General features: G+C 38.8%; 12 protein-coding genes and 1 pseudogene. 3 read left to right on the top strand and 10 right to left on the bottom strand.

Annotated elements, in window-relative coordinates:
• Positions 1 to 24 precede the first annotated feature (24 nt).
• The 4 genes and pseudogenes from bioB to KCTC52924_RS07855 all read right to left on the bottom strand — a co-directional run.
• A pseudogene (gene bioB, locus KCTC52924_RS07870) lies at positions 25 to 1,116 on the bottom strand (biotin synthase BioB); the annotation flags it as partial.
• Positions 1,117 to 1,539: 423 nt separating this feature from the next.
• On the bottom strand, positions 1,540 to 2,151 hold the full coding sequence (bioD, locus tag KCTC52924_RS07865; protein ID WP_251806176.1) for a dethiobiotin synthase: 612 nt from the start codon (positions 2,149 to 2,151) through the stop codon (positions 1,540 to 1,542).
• A 1-nt stretch (position 2,152) separates the two neighbouring features.
• Entirely contained in the window at positions 2,153 to 2,539 is a 387-nt protein-coding gene (locus KCTC52924_RS07860; protein ID WP_251806175.1) for a DUF2007 domain-containing protein, read from the bottom strand.
• A 68-nt stretch (positions 2,540 to 2,607) separates the two neighbouring features.
• Positions 2,608 to 3,090, bottom strand: coding sequence for an aminotransferase class I/II-fold pyridoxal phosphate-dependent enzyme (locus tag KCTC52924_RS07855; protein WP_251806174.1), 483 nt, complete (start codon positions 3,088 to 3,090; stop codon positions 2,608 to 2,610).
• Between the two features lie 120 nt (positions 3,091 to 3,210).
• On the opposite strand from KCTC52924_RS07855, the gene KCTC52924_RS07850 reads away from it, so the two are divergent.
• The 3 genes from KCTC52924_RS07850 (at position 3,211) to KCTC52924_RS07840 (ending at position 9,775) form a co-directional block, all read left to right on the top strand.
• Positions 3,211 to 5,019 (top strand): M61 family metallopeptidase, encoded by a 1,809-nt coding sequence (locus KCTC52924_RS07850; protein WP_251806173.1) that lies wholly within the window; start codon positions 3,211 to 3,213, stop codon positions 5,017 to 5,019.
• 189 nt (positions 5,020 to 5,208) lie between these two features.
• Positions 5,209 to 6,708 carry a S10 family peptidase gene (locus KCTC52924_RS07845; protein ID WP_251806172.1) on the top strand — a complete coding sequence of 500 codons (1,500 nt, stop codon included), beginning with the start codon at positions 5,209 to 5,211 and terminating at the stop codon, positions 6,706 to 6,708.
• A 634-nt stretch (positions 6,709 to 7,342) separates the two neighbouring features.
• Positions 7,343 to 9,775 (top strand): hypothetical protein, encoded by a 2,433-nt coding sequence (locus KCTC52924_RS07840; protein WP_370671528.1) that lies wholly within the window; start codon positions 7,343 to 7,345, stop codon positions 9,773 to 9,775.
• Between the two features lie 377 nt (positions 9,776 to 10,152).
• Here KCTC52924_RS07840 and KCTC52924_RS07835 read toward each other — a convergent pair whose 3' ends face one another.
• From KCTC52924_RS07835 to KCTC52924_RS07810, 6 genes are all read right to left on the bottom strand, one after another.
• On the bottom strand, positions 10,153 to 11,658 hold the full coding sequence (locus KCTC52924_RS07835) for a calcineurin-like phosphoesterase family protein (RefSeq protein ID WP_251806170.1): 1,506 nt from the start codon (positions 11,656 to 11,658) through the stop codon (positions 10,153 to 10,155).
• A 68-nt stretch (positions 11,659 to 11,726) separates the two neighbouring features.
• Complete coding sequence (locus KCTC52924_RS07830; RefSeq protein ID WP_251806169.1) at positions 11,727 to 13,190, bottom strand: hypothetical protein; 1,464 nt, start codon at positions 13,188 to 13,190, stop codon at positions 11,727 to 11,729.
• A gap of 30 nt (positions 13,191 to 13,220) precedes the next feature.
• Positions 13,221 to 16,010 carry a pitrilysin family protein gene (locus tag KCTC52924_RS07825; protein ID WP_251806168.1) on the bottom strand — a complete coding sequence of 930 codons (2,790 nt, stop codon included), beginning with the start codon at positions 16,008 to 16,010 and terminating at the stop codon, positions 13,221 to 13,223.
• Positions 16,011 to 16,014: 4 nt separating this feature from the next.
• Positions 16,015 to 16,476, bottom strand: a complete 462-nt coding sequence (locus KCTC52924_RS07820) for a hypothetical protein (RefSeq protein WP_251806167.1) — start codon at positions 16,474 to 16,476, stop codon at positions 16,015 to 16,017.
• A 21-nt stretch (positions 16,477 to 16,497) separates the two neighbouring features.
• Positions 16,498 to 17,931: a RagB/SusD family nutrient uptake outer membrane protein gene (locus KCTC52924_RS07815; RefSeq protein WP_251806166.1), complete on the bottom strand. Its 1,434-nt coding sequence runs from the start codon at positions 17,929 to 17,931 to the stop codon at positions 16,498 to 16,500.
• 11 nt (positions 17,932 to 17,942) lie between these two features.
• Positions 17,943 to 21,272: a SusC/RagA family TonB-linked outer membrane protein gene (locus KCTC52924_RS07810; protein ID WP_370671527.1), complete on the bottom strand. Its 3,330-nt coding sequence runs from the start codon at positions 21,270 to 21,272 to the stop codon at positions 17,943 to 17,945.
• Between the last annotated feature and the right edge of the window lie 39 nt (positions 21,273 to 21,311).

The following is a 21,311-nucleotide window of genomic DNA, read 5'->3' as shown; positions in this document are numbered from 1 at the left end:
ATCCTAAAGCTAAATTTAGCTAACTCAGTCGATAAGTTTGGCTTTTTGTTTGGCCGCCTCATTACGCTCAATGGTATGCCCAGGCCTCGTCCATCTTGGTTTTTCTCCCAAAGGCTGGTACACAGAATCCTCTGCTTCCACTGTTTTTGGCTGTGAAACCTTGGTAAAGGGCTTTTGTGGGTTAAGCCCTAAAAGCTGAAACATGGCCATATCTTCATTAACATCGGGATTAGGGGTCGTTAATAACTTATCCCCGGCAAAAATAGAATTCGCTCCCGCAAAGAAACACATTGCCTGTCCTTCCCTACTCATTTGAGTACGTCCAGCAGACAAACGCACTTGGGTTTCGGGCATAATAATACGGGAGGTGGCAACCATACGCACCATATCCCAAATAGGTATTGGGGGCAGATCTGCCATAGGTGTTCCTTCCACGGCCACCAAAGCATTAATAGGCACCGATTCTGGCTGTGGATCCAAAGTAGATAAAGCTACCAACATCCCAGCTCTGTCTTCCAAAGCCTCACCCATTCCAATAATTCCACCACTACAGACCGTCACATTACTCTTAAGGACATTTTCAATAGTATCCAATCTGTCTTTAAAAGCCCTAGTAGAGATCACATCTTTATAATAGTCCTCCGAAGTATCCAAATTATGATTGTAAGCGTATAATCCGGCCTCCGCCAAACGATGGGCCTGATTTTCAGTGATCATCCCCAAGGTACAGCAGACCTCCATATCCAATTTATTAATGGTGCGTACCATTTCTAACACCTGGTCAAATTCTGGGCCATCCTTAACATTCCTCCATGCAGCTCCCATACATACCCTAGAGCTCCCTGCCTCTTTAGCGCGCAGTGCCTGAGCTTTAACTTGGGAAACACCCATAAGGTCGTTGCCCTCCACTTTGGTGTGGTAGCGGGCCGCCTGTGGACAATAACCACAATCTTCGGGACAACCACCGGTTTTAATGGACACTAAGGTAGACACCTGAACCGTATTGGGATCATGATGCCGTCTGTGTACTGTGGCCGCCTCGTAGAGCAGCTCCATAAACGGTTTGTTGTATATATTCAGGATTTCCTGTTTGGTCCAATTGTGCCTTACTTCGCTCGTAGTTAGTTTTTTGTTGGGCTTCCCCCAACTACCTTAACCAACACTCATCCGAGGTTTAGACCTACAAGGTCGCCAAGACGTTGCAGGTACTCCTCGCAGATGTTAAGGTAGTCGGGGTCGGGCTTTCCGCTGTATCTTTTTCATTCCCTCCCTTGGGTTCGGAAATTAAAAAAGGATGACGCTGCAATGCCTAAGCCATCATCCATTAAAGGGTCAAAAATAACTTCTAATCATTAGAAAAGGTAAAAGTCCATTCTCTTTTTCTATTATAGGCTCCTTAGAAATCTTTGAATTTAGAATACAATTGAAAAGATGAGGAATAATGACCAAAAATTAAGTCTGGATGGTATTTTATTTTTTAAGGAGCACGATCCAATGCCTAAATCTTTTTTAAAGGTTTTAATCGTGACCAAAAAGGGACTACAAAGTCAAAAGTGCTTCCCTAAATTCGTCTGCATATTTTTTTATGATCTCCTTATCAAAGTATTCCTCCTCCACGATCCTGCCAATTACGGGAACCTTAGTTCTTTTAATGATTACATCCTCGGTATGGGGATCTGGATTTCCATTGAATATTACCGCTACGTCATATCCCTTTATAATCAGCCACTGAATGGTTAACAAGGAATGGTTAATACTACCCAAATAATGCTTACACACCACAATTACCTTGTAGTTAGGCATAATGATATCTAACATGGTATCTGAATCATTCAAAGGCACCAATACCCCACCGGCCCCTTCGATCACCAAATGATTTTCCGTAACGGGTTCCAATATTTTGTTGGGATCAATATAAACACCTTCCATCTTAGCCGCGGCATGCGGACTCAATGGAGCCTTTAAGGAATAGCTATTTTTATGGATTACGGTTTTTTGGTTCGATATAAGTTTTGTAATGGCATCACTATCTTTATCCGCCCCAGTCTGTACTGGCTTCCAATAATCCGCCTCCAAAGCTTCGACTATTATGGCAGAAGCTATGGTCTTGCCCACATTTGTAGATATTCCGGTAACAAAAAATTGTTTCATTTTATTGAGGATTGGTTATAAATTCACAATTTAAACATTTATACTTTCTTTTTTCAAAAAAGGGAAAAAGTTTATAAAACAGCCCCTTCCTGTTGTAATAACCTTCCATTCTCTGAGCTTTGCAATTGGGGCAAGTCCGTAAGTTTCCAAAGTCATCAACGGCATAGGCCCTTATATCATTATATATATCCACGGCCCTTTCCTTATCGGTGTAATACACCTGCAGCTTCACTCCCCCTATGGCATTGCTGATCATGGGGTCGGAATTAAGAGTGTTTTCATCTCTCAAAAATACGCGTATCCCGTCAGATTCTAACCGCCCTCTCAGGATCTGGACATCAGCCACATATTCAAAAGTAGCCAGAGTAAAAAATTCCGTGTGTTTCATTTTTAACCGTTTACAACAAATTAGACAATGAACTTAATACTTCATCGATCTCCTTTTTAGCATTAAAACTATGTAGGCAAAATCGCAATCGCTCTTTCCTCTAATCGCTTTAGTTTACGCTCTAGATCGTTAAGATCGTTGTGCCTAAATTTGATGCTTTTGGCAAGCCCCATATTAATTCCATCCCTTATACTAGCATGGCATAGTTCATCGTATAGCACAATATCGTTCCGCTGGGGAACAGCACTAAAGAAACCGATATTGGCATCATAGCCCAAATTACATACCAAGGCTGCCTTGGACAGAAAAAAATTGGCCATTACAGATTCCAACTGAGTATGAAACTCAGAAGTACCAGTCAGTAACCTAGATCCTATGGCGCCATTAGCCCTAATATCTTTGTCTTCCAAAAGCTGAGTGGCGCTTTTAAATATACTCTCATTTTTGGCAAAACCCAAATAATCATTAGAAGAAAAATCAATCAAATTCTTGGGCATTGGCAACTTACGAAAGGCATTATTTTCTTGTCTTTCGGTTAGTTTGGTCATCATTTTTATAGGGAATTCCACCATAGTACAAATGTAGCATTTCCTCTTTTTAATAGTATATTCGCAAGCATGAAGTTAATGAACAATATCGCTTATAAAAGCTATAAAAAAAAGTATCCTCTTATGAAAAATATTTTTTTTGGTATTTTGACCCTTATCCTTACCGCAAACCTACAGGCACAAGCCATAAAATACCAGATTTCTTTTGAGAATGCAGTACACCACGAGGCAGAGATAAAAGCAACATTTACCAATGTGGGGCCCGGTATTTTTTCGGTGCGGATGGGACGCTCCTCCCCCGGCCGTTATGCGATTCACGAATTTGCCAAAAACGTCTATAATCTTAAGGCTACGGATGCCACGGGAAAGAACTTAAAAATCCACAGACCCAACCCCTATCAATGGGACATTAGCGACCATAATGGGGAAGTGAATGTAAGCTACACCCTTTATGCGGATAGGGGCGATGGCACTTATGCCCAAGTAGATGAGACCCATGCCCATTTGAATATCCCCGCAACCTTTATCTATTCTCCAACATTGACTGACCGCGAGATTATGGTAGCGATTGATTTGCGGAACGACCTCAACTGGAAAGTGGCCACACAATTGGAACAATTATCGGAAACCCAGTTTAGGGCTCCCGATTTCCAATATTTTATGGATAGCCCTATAGAAATTAGTGATTATTCCCTTCGTCAATTTGAGGTAGAACAAAATGGTAAGTCCCAAACAATTGAGTTTGTATTGCACCATAACGGAACGGAATCAGAACTGGACACTTATTTTGAACAGGTAAAAAAAATAGTGCTGGCACAAAAAGACGTTTTTGGGGAACTGCCTAATTTCGATTTTGGCAAATACACCTTTTTAGCCTGCTACATCCCCAATGTCTCAGGCGACGGGATGGAACACCGAAACTCTACCATTCTTACCGATAGGGAAGGTTTAGCAGAAGGTGGTATGCGAAATAATATTGGTACGGTTTCGCATGAATTTTTCCATGCTTGGAATGTAGAACGGATCCGACCCCAATCTTTAGAGCCTTTTAATTATGCTGAAGCCAATATGAGCGGGGAACTTTGGTTTGCAGAAGGCTTTACCAGCTATTACACCAATTTAATACTGAGCAGAGCAGGAATTATTACTCCCGAAGAATACATAGAAGGACTGACAGGTACTTTTAATTATGTTTGGAATTCTCCGGGTCGCCAATTTTTTAATCCTATAGAAATGAGTTATCAGGCGCCATTTGTAGATGCCGCCACTTCCGTAGATCCTGTAAATAGGGACAATACATTTATCTCCTATTATTCCTATGGCAGCGTTCTGGGATTGGCGTTGGACCTATCCCTAAGGGAAAACAAACTAAATCTTGATGATTATATGAAATTAGTCTGGGAAACCTTTGGTAAAAGTGAGACCCCCTATACCATAGCAGCCCTACACCAAACTCTGGTACAGTATGCAGGAAAGGAGTTTGGCGACCATTTTTTTGATTATTATATCTACAAGAGTGAAATGCCCAATTACGGAAACCTATTACAATCTGTAGGTGTAGTTTTAAAACAAGCTACTAATCAGCCCTATTTTGGTGCTAGCGTAGCCATCAACCAATTTGGAGCGGGCATTGTACAGCGCAATACCCAAATAGGGAGTCCGGCATATAAGGCCGGTCTAGAAAGGGGAGACGTAATAATGGCCGTTAATAATACACCATTGGCCCCAAATCAGAATTTTAGCGATTTTATTTCCCAATACAAAGTTGGGGACACCCTAAAAGTTGCCTATACTCGTTTTAGTATTCCAAAATCTACCACGGTGATCCTAACGGAAAACCCCGGCTACACCATTCAATTACTGGAAAAAGAAGGTGCTAAACCTAGTAAGAAGGTATTGCGAAATAGAAAAGGGTGGTTAAAAGTCGAATAATATCCTCCCTTTAGATTTATCGCATAAAGATTGTATTAAATCTTGATCTATACTATGTGATAAATATATAATTACTAAGGATAAAAATGCACCATTCCAAAACCAAATCATCCCATACATTTCAAAACTCCCTTGAAGCCGGGAACATTATAAAAGATGAGTATCTTTAAGGCATCAAAACAGATCATAATGAATAGAATTTACCCGATCGTATTAGTTTGCAGTCTTTTTGCTTTCTCATTACACGCGCAACAGCATAACATCAGTATGGATACTACGGTAACCACAACTGGGCAGGTTACTATAAAGGGAGTACCCGTAAAATATAAGACCACTACTGGAAAACAACCGGTGTGGAACGATAAAGGCGAAATAATTGCAGGCCTCCACTATACTTTTTATGAGCGGGCGGGCATTACAGACAGGTCAAAAAGACCCCTAGTCATTTCCTTTAATGGCGGCCCTGGCTCAGCATCGGTCTGGATGCACATTGCCTATACGGGCCCTAAAATCCTAGCCATAGATGATGAAGGGTATCCGCTACAACCTTATGGAGTTAAGGACAATCCCCATTCCATTTTGGATGTAGCCGATATTGTATATGTAAACCCAGTGAACACAGGATATTCCAGAGCTATAAGCACCATGGATAAGGAGGAATTGGCAAAAACCTTTTTTGGGGTAAAACAAGACATCCAATATTTAGCCAGTTGGATTGATACCTTTGTTACCCGTGAAAACCGATGGGCCTCCCCAAAATATTTAATCGGGGAGAGTTATGGCACCCCCAGGGTATCTGGACTGTCTTTAGAACTACAGAACTCGCATTGGATGTACCTTAACGGTGTTATCCTAGTATCACCAACAGAATTAGGCATAGAGCGGGGCACTGCCATTGAAGCCGCTAATCTGCTTCCCTATTATGCCGCTACGGCATGGTTTTACAAAAAACTCCCATCGGACCTTCAGGGAAAAGACCTGACAGATATGTTGCCAGAAGTAGAGGAATATACCGTTAACGAACTGATTCCCGCAATGGCCAAGGGAGGCTTTCTTCCACAAGCTGAAAAACAGAAAATAGCTACCCAGATCGCCAGATATACGGGATTGTCCGAAAAAGTGATTTTGGAGCATAATTTAAGGATTCCCAAAGGTTTTTTCTGGAAGGAATTGCTGCGCGATGAAGGCTTCACCATAGGAAGGCTCGACTCCAGATACCTTGGTTTGGACAAAAGCGATGCGGGCGAACGTCCTGATTATTCAGCCGAGCTTACCAGCTGGTTGCATTCCTTTACCCCAGCCATTAATTATTACATGAAAAATCACCTTAACTACACTACTGATTTAAAGTATAATATGTTTGGACCCGTTCATCCATGGGACAGGAGCAACAATACCACCGGAGAGGATTTACGACAGGCCATGGCACAAAACCCCTATTTAAAAATCATGGTACAGGCGGGTTATTACGATGGGGGTACGGATTACTTTAACTCCAAGTACAACCTATGGCAAATGGATCCAAGCGGTAAATTAAAGGATCGCATGAGTTGGAAGGGGTATCGCAGTGGCCATATGATGTACTTAAGAAACGAGGATCTTGCTACTTCCAATGAGCATATTCGGGAGTTTATTAAGGATGCTACCCCCAAGGAAGGCCAGCCTGCCCAATATATCCGAAAAAAATAGTAAAACGGCAGCATTAACATAGGACCTTTATTAGGCCAGCCCATCGAAGAAAATATAAAACCACCCAGTTTAGGAAATCTAAACTGGGTGGTTTTTTAATGCTAAATAACATTTTACTTCTAGATAGGGAAGTGGAATATAATGTTTTGTGAACTTGTTGATTTGAAGCATCAAAAATAAAATCGATGTGAGGATCGCTAAAAGATTTTGGCCGATTATTACTTGGTAGCGCGAGCCTTCCTATGTCGGTAGACAGGCGTCACACTCATACCTAAATGGAGTAAGAGAAATATTGAATTAAAAAATTAGCAGCTAATAATTGAACAACAAAAACCCTGCGACGGAATTACTCAGAATGAAAGTTGATCGTCATATTATAATTAAAAATAAAAAAATAAGTCTGCACCCCAGCCCGAATTAAAATCCCTCTCAGCTTTTAATACTCATTACCTACGTACTTTTTCAAGGTCAACCGCAAAAAACCATGTGCTTTTAGCACGAATTGCCTTATAATGAGAAGTTTAAATACTACAATCCACCAAGACAGTTCGTCGAAAAAATTAGGATATTAAGAAATTTTTAACTTTTTTTAAGACTTAAGGACACGGTATTGTTTAAACTCATTGCCCCCTTTATGCTCTTCTTTACGCTAGGTTTTTCCCAAAGCATCAATTTTGACGAATTGGATAAGGAAAAATGGTTGCGATATAATGGTGGGATTGCCACAAATGCGGTCTATTACGACGGTACAGCCAACCGACAGGACCTTACTTATTACCTCACAGGCAACCTCAATTTTAATGTGGCCGGACTTTATAATATTCCATTATCGTTTACCTATTCCAATCAAAATTTTGATTTTCCCAATCCCTTTAACTTCAATAGGCTAAGCCTACACCCTTCATACAAATGGGCTACTGCCCATATTGGAGATGTAAGTATGAGCTTCTCCCCTTACACCTTAAGCGGACATCAGTTTACAGGGGGTGGATTTGAACTGAACCCCGAGGGGAAGTTTCAAATCAGCGCTATGTATGGAAGGTTCCTAAAGGCTACAGAGTACAATGCGGAGGAACCTAGGGCAATAACCGCCTACAAACGTATGGGATACGGGGTGAAAGTCGCTTATGATTTCGATTTCATGAAACTGGGACTCATCCTTTTTAAAGCTACCGACGAGGAAAGCTCCATAGTGAATCCCTTTCCTATGGAATTGGGACTATCTCCAAAAGAAAATACCGTGCTCTCCTTCGAGTCCGAATTCCGAGTATTGGACAAAGCCCAAATCCAGATAGAATATGCAATTTCCGGAGTTACCGAGGATATCCGCCTCCACGATGCTCCAGCATCCAAGGGCATACTTTCCTTTGTATTAAAGGAAAACATCACCACCAATTATTACAACGCTCTAAACGCTACTTTTAGTTATCCTGCCGGCAATGGCACCTTGGGAGTTGGCTATGAACGTATAGATCCTGAATACAAGACCCTTGGCGCCTATTATTTCAATAATGACTTGGAAAACATTACAATGAATGCCAGTCAGACCTTATTTAACAATAAAATTAACCTCAGTGTAAATGCGGGATTGCAAAAAGATAATTTGGATAATGCTAAGACATCGGATCAACAACGTATTGTAAGTGCCATCAACCTAAATTATACGGCATCAGAACGATTAGGCATTAATGCAGCGTATTCCAATTTTCAATCTTATACCAATATCCGTGATCAGTTCGATTATATCAACCAGGTTGGGGAGTTCGATAATGTTGATACCTTAAACTACCGGCAGATCTCTCAGAACGCCAACCTTGGTTTTAACTATATCGTAAAAAAGACGGAGAACAAGCAACATAGCGCCAACCTAAATTTAGTCTATCAAAACTCAAATAACCAGCAAGAAGGTCAGACTATAGAAGGCGGCAGCAATGCCTTTTATAACGGTTCGGCAGCCTATACCTTGGGATATTTAGAGCAGGCCATGACGGTTACTTTGGCGGCTAACACCTCATACAACACTATTGGCGTAACCGACAACAGTCTTACTCTTGGTCCTACTCTAGCCGTGGGAAAACAATATTTTGACAAAAAATTGCGCGCCAATCTATCTACTTCCTACAATACTTCCTTAGCCAATGGAGAACAACAGAACAATGTCTATAATATTAGATTGGGTAGCAATTACTCCCTACTAAAGAAACATAACCTCAGCCTTAATTTTATGGCGCTTTTTCGGGAGACGGACTTAAATAACTCTCGTGATTTTACCATTACCTTCGGTTACAGTTATTTGTTTGATAATTTTAAGTTGGAGTTCCATCCTGGAAACCGAAATGCCCGAAGCCACAGTTCAAGATCTAAGGAAAGCATCCTTAATTTCCGCTACAGAAATGTCTCCTATAGCGGTACCATACCAGAAATTAACAGGCAATTGACCCTCGTTTTCCAAAGTCCGCAATTTACCAATATACCGCAATACAAAAAAGATGAACTAGGTATGTTATTGGCACTTGTAAAAGAGCAGCGAAAAGGTGGGGAGTATAAAGAAAAGGCGATAGTATTTTTAAAAACCCTGTACGATTATGGCGAATTTGAAGCTTTGCTTAATACCTCTATTTTTAATGTGATATCCGAGATTAAATTAGACATGCGAAAAATTGATTTTAAGCTTGAAATTCTTTTTGTGGAGACCAAGATAAAACTAGATGAACATCCTCTTACCAAAACCCCAGACAACCCAATACCTACCGAAGCAGAACGAAATGATTTTACCCAATTGATGGCAGATCATGAAGAAAGGAGTAAAAAATTATTTGGACATCGATGGATGGAAAATGAATTTGCCCAATTCAATTCCATACAGGTAGTTAAAAAACCCTATGGAAATTTAAAGGGATTTATAGATCGCATAGCCACAAGGGCATATCGCCTGTACGAGAAAAACCGGGATTTAGATGAGTTGGAGTATTTTTTGGAAAACGAAATAATAGATTATTACTATAAAAAATCAATTGGCACAGTTAGTCCAGATGCCTTGGAGCTGAGATATATAAATAAAAATTAATATCCCAATAAATAACTCTAGTTTGATTGGTTTTATTCTTTGTATTTCCGAATTAATTGTAGCATATGGAATTGTTATTAAAGATCACGATTTTTGGAATAATCTGTCTTTAATTATTCACATTACCGTGTACTTACTCATTTTTGGTCTTAGCTGGATAACCAACAACTCTGCTCCGCAAAGTCTCCCGACTTCGCGGAAATCTAATTTTGTCCACATCACCAAAATAACCGCTCCGCAAAGTCTCCCGACTTCGCGGAAATCTAACTTTGTCCACATCACCAAAATATCCTTGCTAATAAAGACGGGCTCGCCACATACTACTTACCATGTTTTCTCCCTTGCCATTAGTCTTCATGACATTTTACAATGAATACTTATTTTTTCCATATCCATATACTCTGATGGAAGTCCTTTAACTTTGGATCTTGTACTAAAATCTCAACTTTATAGATACCAGGTACTGTGTTTTTTGGCAGTTTTCCCTTCCAAAGGTGTCTTGAGTGTTTTTTCAAATATGGTGAGCTTTTACTTTGGCCGTCGGGGCTTTTTTGGTCTTTTTGTGAACGTCTGATATAGGCAACAAATGGATCCATCTCAGTTACCTTTTCTAAATATTGGATAGGGGCCTGTTGAAATTTCATTGCAACGGAGGTACGATCCGAACCAGAAAATATATTTACATAAAATTCATTGGACTCGGACAGGAAAGAGGAGGGTTCCCCATTGTATTCCCCGGCCCAAACACTAAGTTGTTGCTCTTTAGGAAGACCTACTCCTTTATATTTAATGGTGTAACTCTCTTTATCAAAGTCTATTTCAAAATAACCTCTTGGCGTGCCACAGTTCATTAATGCTAAAGGTATTCCCTCCCAACTTTTTTGCCCCGTCCACCAATAGCCAGAAACCGCTCCTGCCGTAAGTTCGTGGATGGTATTACCGGCTGGTGTTTTTATGTAATTTTGGAAAACAGTATGGGTGTGTCCTGTTAAGAATAAAACCTTGTGGTACTCATTTAATATGTTTAACACCTCGTCTTTATTTTTCATCCCAACAAAAGGTATGTGCTGATTAATGACAATTGGATGATCTTTGGGAACTTTTTGAACCAGAGACTCCAAAAAACGCAATTGTTCCTTTCCATATATACCCTCATAACCATATTTTCCAATGGGATATATGCTGTTCAATGATATAAACAATACCTTATTTCTGAAAAAAGCATAGGTATTAGGACCAAAATTTATATTATATAAATTAGATTGCTCGGTCCTTTCGGCATTAAAATTCCTATCGTGATTTCCATATACCGTCCAAGCTTGATTATCCGCTTCTTGAATAATTCTATTCAAGGGTTTAAAAAGATTAGGGCTATCATTTACCAAATCACCTAGATAAATACTAAAGTCGTAATCGTTCCTATTTGTCAGCTCTTTTAATATGGAGTTGCTTGCCTGTAATAATTCCGTGGTATCACCTACTTGTATGTCCCCAATTGCCAAGAATTTGAATTTTCTTTTGATTTCTTGTTTAATAAGTCCAAAATCATAAGAAATTTCTTTTGTCCAGCTATCTGGCATAATATGCCACCAATTGTTTTTATTGGTATATGTGTATTTAGAAGGTATAATAGGAAATATTGTTTGGCCCTTTTTGGCCCTAATTCTATAATTTCCCTTTTTATCAGTTTGTACTATAGTATCCCCATTGGAAACCCATACTTTTTTTAGCCCTTGCTCCTTTGAATCCAAAATGTTGTTTTGATTTCTATCCAAAAAAACCTTTCCCTGCACCATTTGGGGTTCATCTTGGGCGAAAACACCTTCTATTAGAAGTAGGGGCCCGAGGATAAGGACTATTAAAATTCTAAGCTGTGTTGCCATAATGTACCGAAAACTATAAAAGCGGAGATAAACTCCGCTTTTATTATAAGTTAAATTAATAAGTTATATTATTGATTGTCTGGAGAAGCATATTTATGTAAATATAATTGGTCTCCCACCAAATATGCTGCATAGGCAATGCCATCGGGAGCTACGACGATATTTAATTCATCTGCCTCTACATTTTCAAAAGTCACTGCAGCGCCCCAATTGTTAACATCATTGTCATAGGCTACAAATACAGGTGTACTCGTCTCGTTTTTATAAAATAACATTGCGGTACCATAATTATCTACGGCTATATCAAAATCACGCAACTCTGTGGTAACTATCATATCTCCGAATGTGCTCCAAGTGCTAGATTCCTTCGAGTATTTTTTCACTTTTAACTGGAAGTCGGTGGCTGTCCCTGTATTTTCGACGTACGCTAAATATACATTTCCATTTTGATCTACATCCATTACTAGGTTGTGAAAATAGACAGTATGGTCTTCTCCATCTCTCATTTTATCGGCTAGCACTTCCCATGTACCATTTGCGTATTTATATACGGATATAAATTGGTTATCCCCAAAATCCATAACGGCCAAATAGACTTCGTTGTTAACCGATTTGGAAGTTATGATCCTAGTTGCTCCTGATCTACCGGTTATGGGTAAGTCTGACCAGCTGCCACTGGTGGAAGTTTTTAAGAACACATTTCTCCTATCTTCATGACGAGAAACATCATTTTGGTAGAAACCATAAAGGGTATTGTCAGCGTCAATGGCCAATGTGTTTCCGCCTACTTTAACTCCTGAAAATGGAGCCCCACCTACATAAGCCCATGAATTAGCTTCATAAGACATTATTGAAGCCTGTTTGTCAGCATCATAATCTTGGAAGATAACATATGGCGTTCCTTCTTTATTAAAATTCAATTCTACACTATTAGCTCTAGGTGAAAAATCCTTAGCGCCAATTCTGGTCCAATCCTCACCTTTGTATCCAATTAAGTTGAGTTTTCTTTCTTCGCTAGATTCCCTAGATCCGATATAGGCCACGTAGGGGTCTGACGTCTTTAGGTCTATTGCCAAAGATATTTCTCTCATGGAATCATCTAGGTAAGCTCCGATTTTACTCCATACCGAACTGGCCATTTTCCCTACTGTTACCGTGTATATTTTATTTGTAGTTTTCTCAGAAACCAAAAACTCTACAGATCCGGTGTAATCATTAGCGGTAGTCCCACTTATTTGCGCTACTCCTCCTACTTTTACAATATCGTTTTCCGTAGTTGTGAAACGCGCCACCAAATTGGTTAAATCGGTTTCCTTGGGTAGGTTAATTGTTATTGCTTCGTTAGTTACCTCAACTTCATAGTCGTTAAACAATACTTCTGGATTGTCTTCCTTATAAAATCCGAAGGTAGTTATTGAAACCTCTGCTGGTGTTTCTGGTTCGGGCTCCGTGGTAACGTCATCTGAGCTGCAACTTATAAAAATAAATAAGCTCAAGGCTACTAGGGACCAATTCTTTAAAATAGTTTTCATAATAATTAATTAATAGTTAATAAAAATTTGTTATGGTTTTGGATTCAAGATTGCTTTTATTTCTGGTGTTACTATAAAATACTTTTTAGCTTTCTTTTTTAAGCTTTTAGGGGTTACACTTTGCACCATATCCTCATAGTTGTTGGTGAAATTCCACTTGCGATATCCGTTAAAGTAATAATCTCTTACGGCCTTTGTCCAATAGGAATTACTTTGACTTTTTAACTTGTGGTTTTTTATTAAGTTGTTTTTCACCTTCATCAAATCTTGGTCAAACTCGATATCGCCATTAACAATACCTTCTATTATTTGCCTAATTTCGAAGGTGATGAGGTCCACATCTTTTGGGTTACAGACCAAACTGATGGTTTGTCTACTTAAAGGAACAGGATGTTTAGTACTACTTATTGCGACCCCTACACCGTATACTACCCCAAGCTCTTCCCTTAACCTTTTAGTGAGTTTTAATTTTAGAATGGACTCTAAAAGATCGTTCTCGACTTGTAGTTTAGGAATGTTTCTCTGAAGCTTGTCCTGTTGAAAAACAAGGGATACTATAGATTTGGGTGACTCTCCAGTATTTTTTACCAAAGACGTCTTTTTCTTAAGTATAGGTTTAGGTTTGTACGTATACGAGTTGCTAATGTTGCCTTTTGGTAAGCCTCCGAAATAGGTCTTTATCAATGGTAAAATAGCTGGCAATTCTTGATCCGTTAATACGGTTATAACATAATTATCCGCTACCCCAAAAAAACTGTTATAAATGGGCTCGATAGACTCTATGGTTAGGTTTTGTTGTATTTTTTGAACGGTCTGAGGTTTAGTAGTATAATCCTTTCCCCTGATCAAATACTTTAATTCCTCAAAAAATGCATCTTTAGAAGTAGTTTCTTTATTTTCCAAAGATTTCAGCATACGATCCTTAACTTGATCAAAAAGGGTAGTATCTACCTTTGGGTGAACGGATTTTAAATAAAATAATTCAAATAGAGCAGTAGCATCATTACTGTTTGCACTTCCAGAAAAGCCAGACCTAGTTTTATCTATCAGCAACTGTACCTTTGCACTATTTCCCGTTAAATAGTCGCTTAACGCTTCTCTTGAGAAATCTCCATACCCACTAATGGACACAATAGGAGATGCGTACATGGCATTTACATAATTGGTAGAATCCAACGCATAATATCCTCCTTGCTTAAAACCTGATATTATTATTTTGTCTTCAGCAGAATCTATTTTCTTATAAATAACAAGGGCGCCATTGTCTAAATAAATTTCTTTAGCCCCTATTTCTGACAATTCCTTAATTTTCACAACCTCACCAGAATTAGGAGTAATGTTGAGCAGATCATCGGGGACAACAACCGTATTTTTATAGGGAGAAACGCTAATACTATCTCGATTATGGATATGTGAAAACAAGACAGGGGTTTCGGGTAAATTCTCGGCCAGTTTGTTGCTAGTGGTCAAAAGATATCTAAAACTACCCAGATCATTTGTTTTTTTCAACTCCCCTAGTAAGGTCAATGAATCTATCTTGCTAAAATTGTCCTCTATCATGGCCAATTCAGATTGTAGGGAAATGATTTTATTTCCATAGAAAAAGTCTTGGTTTATTTGATCCATAATCCCTGAGGCAGACGGAACACGTTCCCTCTTTACCTTTCCTTGGAAAGAGTGTAGCATTTTTGTTTTTACCTTTTCTATTTCTGATGGGGTAAATCCATATTCCATTATTTGTTTGTAATGCTGATTAAATTGATCTATACCCGCTAGAACAAACTCAGGCTTTAGGGTTGTGGAGGCGTAAAAGGCTCCTTTTACTGGTAGGAAATTTCCAACGCTAATACTTGCATCTTTATAAACGGGATCATTAAAGGACAAAGAGGAGAACCTTTGAGAGGTCAGTTGATTTAACAAACTTCGGGTTAAATAGTGGGTATACGCTTCTTTGTTATCTACATTTTTTAAAGGGTCTCTAAGCTGAATTAGATTTAATTCTGTTTTCTTCACCCATTCGTCACTGTAAACGATTAGGCTGTCTTTTTTATAATTTTCTATATTGTAAATTTCTACCTTTGGAAAGGATGCGGGTATATTTCCAAACCTCGCAATAATTTCCGCTTCTATTTCCGCCGCGTTTACGTCACCTGTAACGGCTACTGCCATTAAAGAAGGGTCATACCATTTTTGATAAAAATTTCGCAATTCCTCTAGTTTAAAGTTTTTTAGGCTTGTTGTATCGCCTATCACTTTTCTCTTAGAGAATCTAGAGTCGTTTAAAAGAGTATTTAGAAAAACCTCCCCATTTTTAGCTTGTGGAGATTGCTTTGACAGCCACTCAGATAATACAACTCCTCTTTCCTTTTCTACCTCGGTACTATCTAATAACATCCCGTTTACCCAATCTGACATAATTAAAAGTGTAGAATCTATCACTGATTTATTATGGGTAGGTATTTTTAATTTATAAACAGTTTCTAGGAACGAGGTATGTGCGTTTAAATCATGTCCAAATTTGGAGCCGTTCGATTCCAAAAAATCTATCAATTTATTGGCTTCAAAATGTTTAATGCCATTAAATGCCATATGCTCTAAAAAATGCGCTAAACCACGCTGCTTTTTGGTTTCTTGGGCAGACCCCACTTTAACCAATAGCCTGAAATGGCCTTCGCCCTTTACCTTGTCGGTAGGATATATATAATAGGTGAGACCATTGGGAAGTGACTTTTTCACTAATACACTATCCTGTACGAGTATTTGGGAAAAACTGTTGGTCGTAAATAGTAGTAATAGGAACCCGAGGTGAATTTTTTTCAATGTGTTAATTATTTACTTTTTTAAACATTAATTTACTTTGATTATGACTTGGTCCAGGCAAGCCTGTAGAGATGGATAAGTTATTGGAGTCTAACTTAATTGTTAGCGTGTTATCCATTGTGGGGTCTACTGAACGTTCCAACCATTGTATCTGTATTGGTCTTTGATAAATGCCCGTAGGGAAGTGCAACGGATTTTCTGTTGTAAGAATCTTATAATCTACCCCTTCTGTTAGACCATCCCCTTTAATTAAAGAGTAATCTACGTACAGGTCTTCCGTAAGTGGTTTAGAGCTTAAGTAAACATAATAAGACACCACATCCTTTCTATTGGACCTAATATTCAGATTCTCTTGTTTGTTAAAATTTATATGGACAAAGGGTTCGTCATAAGTGCTAATCTCATCCTTGCCACAGGCACTCATTATTAGGAAAGATAATAACAGAAGAATTAAATATTTATTCATCTTTTTCTATTTTTTCACCTATTACTCTTGGTAACCAGTGTTTTGGATTATATTTTTATTTGCGTTCAGTTCTGTTTGTGGGATTGGAAGTACAAACCTATAATTTGGATATTGGACTTCTTTTATACTCGAAGTGGAAGCATTATCCCTTACCATATCCTGTTTTGTTCTGGTTAAGTCAAATAATCTATGGCCTTCAAAACAAAACTCCTTTGCTTTTTCGTCCCAAATCATTTCCCGTAAGGCGGAGACCTCATTTTCCAGAATTTGTATTTCCGAAACTTCTTTCTGTTGTGCCCTTGCTTGTATGGCCTTTAAATCGGTTTTGGCCAAGTCTGTCTTGTCCATATTAACATTAGCTTCGGCCCTGATCAGGTACAATTCTGAAACCCTAAAAATTAAAATATCATGTTGCAGTTCCCCTTCTGAGATTCCTGGTTTATAATATTTTAATGTAGGGGCTGTTTGGTCTCCTGGAGCTTGCTGTATTAATTGCAATCTAAGGTCTTCTGGATTTTCATTCAATAGGTTTACCAGTTTAACATCCGCAAAACCAGTAGGGTTGCTTAAGTTGTAAAATGTTCCAATTGTAGATTTTTTTAACTTTCCGCTTAACCTAAATATAGTTTCATCGGAGGTAGCTATAGTATTAAACATATTTAAATAGTCCTGCCCTTTGGACAGCGCTATTTCATTAATTACAAGGGTTGCATAACTAGCTGCATCGGACCAATTTTCCATATATAGGGATACCCTAGATAGCAAACTATGAACGGCCAATTTTGAAGCATAGTAATTGGACCCGTTCCCGGTTCCGTTCCCAGTATCAAATAAAGTGGCTGATTCCTTTAAGTCTGTTATTATCTGTGCATAGGTTTCTGCTACGGTATTCCTACCAGTTATAGTGTTTGGTCCAGGAGTTTTTAACAAAACAGGAATTCCAGGATGCGATGCATCTGGTGTAAAATTATATGGCTGTGCATACACTTTTACCAGATCAAAGTGAATTAGTGCTCTCAAGAAAAGGGCTTCTGCTCTTATCCCGGCAAGCTCGTTAACATTTTGGGGGAATTTTTCTAGAAGGGAAGGATAGTATTCTATGATATTGTTTACATTGGCCAATGCTTCATATGCATCCCTCCAAATACGACCTACAGGAGTAATTTCATCCTCAGGGGTTGCATTATAATTGTATTCGGACACCATTTTAGTATCCTCGCCAACAATATTCAACCTTAACATATCCCCTGTCACATCGGGATACAGTACATACCCAAAGTCGTAGTAGGAATAAACCGAACTATATGCCCCTGGAATGGCAGCCCTTACCCCATTCATATCAGTGAAAAATACAGGTATTGAAGATTTTCCAACCTCTTCTACCTCTAAAAAGCTATCACAGCTAGTTAAAGCAAATGCGCAAATTGTTGTTATAAATAATTGTCTGAATTTCATACTATTAAAATTTAGAAAGTGGCGTTAAGCCCTAGGGATATTGTTTGTTCCATTGGATATCCGCTCATATTGTTTTTATATGAATTCCTATCCGCTTTGTCATAAGGGGTCCATACTATTAAATTGTCGCCAATTAATGTAAATTGAACTGCCTTGAAGCCTAGGGATTGGGCTATATCATTATTCAGGGAGTATCCCAAAGAGATGTTCTGCAACTTAATATTGGTTTTACTATATAAGAACCTTGTAGAATTCATTACGGATTGGGTGCTTATTCCCCAAAGCGGTTTAGGCGACAGCGCCAAATCTCCTTGTTCCTGCCACCGGTCCAATTGGTTAACAGATTGATTTTCGCTCATTATATTTAATCCATCTGAGGTTACATTTCTACCAAACGAGCTAAATGCATAACCCCCTATCGTATAATTTGTCATTATACGTAGATCAAAGTTTTTATAATCAATATTATTTATTACACTGCCAAATAGGTCTGGAGTGGATTTTTTATTAGCTACTCTGTTAGCAACACTGTATTCCTTCGTTATATTTCCTTGTGTATCGTACCACATTGGGTATCCATCCCTTGGGTCTACACCCGCCCATTCTACCAAATAATAGGTGTTGATGTTCTTCCCTTCTTCCCATCGGATATTTCCTAAATTTTTCGGAATACTGTTGTATAATTTTAATAGCTTATTTCGGTTATGCGAGGCCATTACAGTGGTTCTCCACTTAAAATTATCGGACAAGATATTTACGGATTGCAAGGTAACCTCTATACCTTTATTCTCTATTTCCCCAACATTTCTATAAACCCTAGTATTTCCAGTAGTCCTAGACACATCCAGATTGCTCAGTAGATTCACGGTTTTATTTCTGTAAACCTCAGGGGAAATATCGAGGCGGTTATTAAACAATGCCAATCTTAATCCTATATTGGTCATATAAGTTGTTTCCCAGCTTAAATTTGGATTGGGACCCTTTGACATTCCCGCTCCCTGGATCCCATTGTACTGATACGAATCATTTATAGCGTAGACCCCATAGGATTCTTGACGGCCGATTCGTGAATTTCCATTGCTACCAAAGCTCCCTTTAAGGCTAAGCGTATTAATTAAGTTGCTGTTAAAAAAATCTTCTTCATGAATATTCCATGAAGCGCCAACAGAGGCAAAGTCTGCCCATTTTACGTCTTTTCCAAAATTGGAATTCCCATCCTTTCTAACATTGAGAACAAGGTTGTAACGATTGTCATAAGTATAAGATACTTGCCCAAGATAAGATGCACTTTTTGTTGTACTCTCGCTACCGCCTCCTGTGGTATAGGACGCACTGCTTACGGTTCTTAAATTATCATTGGCAAAACCAGAACCATAAGAACCAACAAAGGTGTTTTTACGGGAAACAACCTCTATACCTGCAACGGCACTTATAGCATGTGCATTAAATTTTTTACTATAATTTAGTCTATTAATAACATGCCAATTGATAAAATTAGCATGAGCCCAATTAGCATACCCAGTGGCATCACCATTAATGTTCTTGCCAGACCAGTTGTACATGGATTTGTATCGCTTCTCTACACTGCTCTGGTAATCCGTACCTACCTGTGCAGTATAGGATAGATCGTTGGTTACATCATACGATAATTTAAGATTTCCCTGTAGGGCAAAGGTGTTTTGATTGTTGTCATTCTGCTCCCTTTCTGCCAAACTGTTGAAAAACTTGTTTTCCACCCATTTTGGGGTTCCATCAGGCAATCTGCCATTAATTATTTTATAGGTCATCCGGTAACTACCGTCTTCATTATAAGGAGAAATAATGGGTAAATATTCATAATAGTCATCTCCGGGGGTAAACAGAGTGTTCGTATTAAACGATCCTGCCAAGGACACATCTATCTTCAGCCGATCGGTTAAATTTATCGTATTTCGAGACCTTAAGGAAATTCTCTGTTGTTCATTTCCTTTTAATGTTTTCTCGTCGTTGAAGTAAGAACCAGATATATAATAGGTAGCTTTTTCTGTGCCACCAGATGCAGATACATTTAATTGGGAAGTAAGTCCCGTACCAAAAAACTGATCGTACCAATCGGTGTTTGTTGTAGAGTAGTTATTATTTTCGCTGTCAGTAAAAGGAAAAAGAGATTCCTGATTTCCTGCATTGATAAATGCTTCCTTTGCCAGGGTTAAATATTGCTGACTGTTCAACATTTTAAATTTGGTCCCCTTATTTATATGTGAAGCACTAGAACGCATGGACACATTAAACTGTGGCTTACTAATCGCCCCCTGCTTAGTCGTTATCAAAATAACACCGTTAGCACCATCGGCACCGTATAACGAAGTGGCCGATGCATCCTTTAATACGGTTATAGACTTTATATCATCTGGGTTAATATAGGATAAAGGACTAACGCTGGTCTGCATGCCGTAGATTAAATTTGTTTTATCCCCTGTAAACATTGGCGTTCCATCTATAATCCATAACGGCTCATTTGAAGCTGCCAGGGAGGCCTCACCTCTAATGGTAACAGAATGCCTCGGTCTAGCACTAGAAGCATTATCGCTCTGTGGCATATACTCCAAACCTGGGACCAAGCCTTCCAACATTTTATCGATACGCTGTTGGGGCAGGTTTTCGATGTCCTTTGTTGTAACTTGGAATACACTGGACACCAAATTGGATCTTTTTTGTTCAGTACCATAATTACTGGTTACTACCACTTCTTCCAATGCCTGCACGTCATCCACCAATGTTATGGAGAGCTCTCCCGAGCTATCTACAGTTATTTCATTTTTTAAAAATCCCATACTACTGACCACCAATACACTACCACTAGGTATATCATCCATGTAAAAATGTCCATCAAAATCGGCGGTTACCCATCTCTTTGTATTATTTTTCAATTGTATAGTTGCGCCTCCAATTGGCATCCCTGAGGCATCTACCACTGAGCCGGACACACTTATAAGGGCTTGTATAAAATCAGTTAACTTTTGTGCTGAGGATACCTCTTTGTTTTTAAACAAAACAATCTGTCTGTCTATTACCTTAAATTGCACGTTAGTATCTTTTAGCAGCAACCTCAATACTTCCTCAATTCCCTTATCTATAACCTCAATATCTCTTTTTATGCTTAAATCCCGGGTGTTTAATCCGGTCTGTATGAATACGAAATTGGATTTCGCTTCTATATCTTTTATTATTTCCCCTAGGGTTTCATTTTTAGCTTTTATGGTTATCCCAGAAGGTTGGGAGTAATGCTCCGCAGCTTGTAAAGGAGCGTAAAAGGAAAATACGAACAAAAGTATAACGCTAAGTGTTCTACGTACTATCATTTTAAAAGGGGTCAAGCTGCATTTTTTTTTAGGCTGGGT

This window comes from Arenibacter antarcticus (assembly GCF_041320605.1).
In the GTDB taxonomy this organism is placed as follows: domain Bacteria; phylum Bacteroidota; class Bacteroidia; order Flavobacteriales; family Flavobacteriaceae; genus Arenibacter; species Arenibacter antarcticus.
This window is presented reverse-complemented; position numbering and strand designations above follow the sequence as displayed.

Bases quoted from the DNA above. Each gene is read 5' to 3' on its own strand.
- KCTC52924_RS07815 (WP_251806166.1), bottom strand. From the start codon at position 17,931: ATGAAATTCAGACAATTATTTATAACAACAATTTGCGCATTTGCTTTA.
- KCTC52924_RS07855 (WP_251806174.1), bottom strand. From the start codon at position 3,090: ATGATGACCAAACTAACCGAAAGACAAGAAAATAATGCCTTTCGTAAG.
- KCTC52924_RS07840 (WP_370671528.1), top strand. From the start codon at position 7,343: ATGCTCTTCTTTACGCTAGGTTTTTCCCAAAGCATCAATTTTGACGAA.
- KCTC52924_RS07860 (WP_251806175.1), bottom strand. From the start codon at position 2,539: ATGAAACACACGGAATTTTTTACTCTGGCTACTTTTGAATATGTGGCT.
- KCTC52924_RS07850 (WP_251806173.1), top strand. From the start codon at position 3,211: ATGAAAAATATTTTTTTTGGTATTTTGACCCTTATCCTTACCGCAAAC.
- KCTC52924_RS07845 (WP_251806172.1), top strand. From the start codon at position 5,209: ATGAATAGAATTTACCCGATCGTATTAGTTTGCAGTCTTTTTGCTTTC.
- KCTC52924_RS07830 (WP_251806169.1), bottom strand. From the start codon at position 13,190: ATGAAAACTATTTTAAAGAATTGGTCCCTAGTAGCCTTGAGCTTATTT.
- KCTC52924_RS07835 (WP_251806170.1), bottom strand. From the start codon at position 11,658: ATGGCAACACAGCTTAGAATTTTAATAGTCCTTATCCTCGGGCCCCTA.
- KCTC52924_RS07820 (WP_251806167.1), bottom strand. From the start codon at position 16,476: ATGAATAAATATTTAATTCTTCTGTTATTATCTTTCCTAATAATGAGT.
- bioD (WP_251806176.1), bottom strand. From the start codon at position 2,151: ATGAAACAATTTTTTGTTACCGGAATATCTACAAATGTGGGCAAGACC.
- KCTC52924_RS07810 (WP_370671527.1), bottom strand. From the start codon at position 21,272: ATGATAGTACGTAGAACACTTAGCGTTATACTTTTGTTCGTATTTTCC.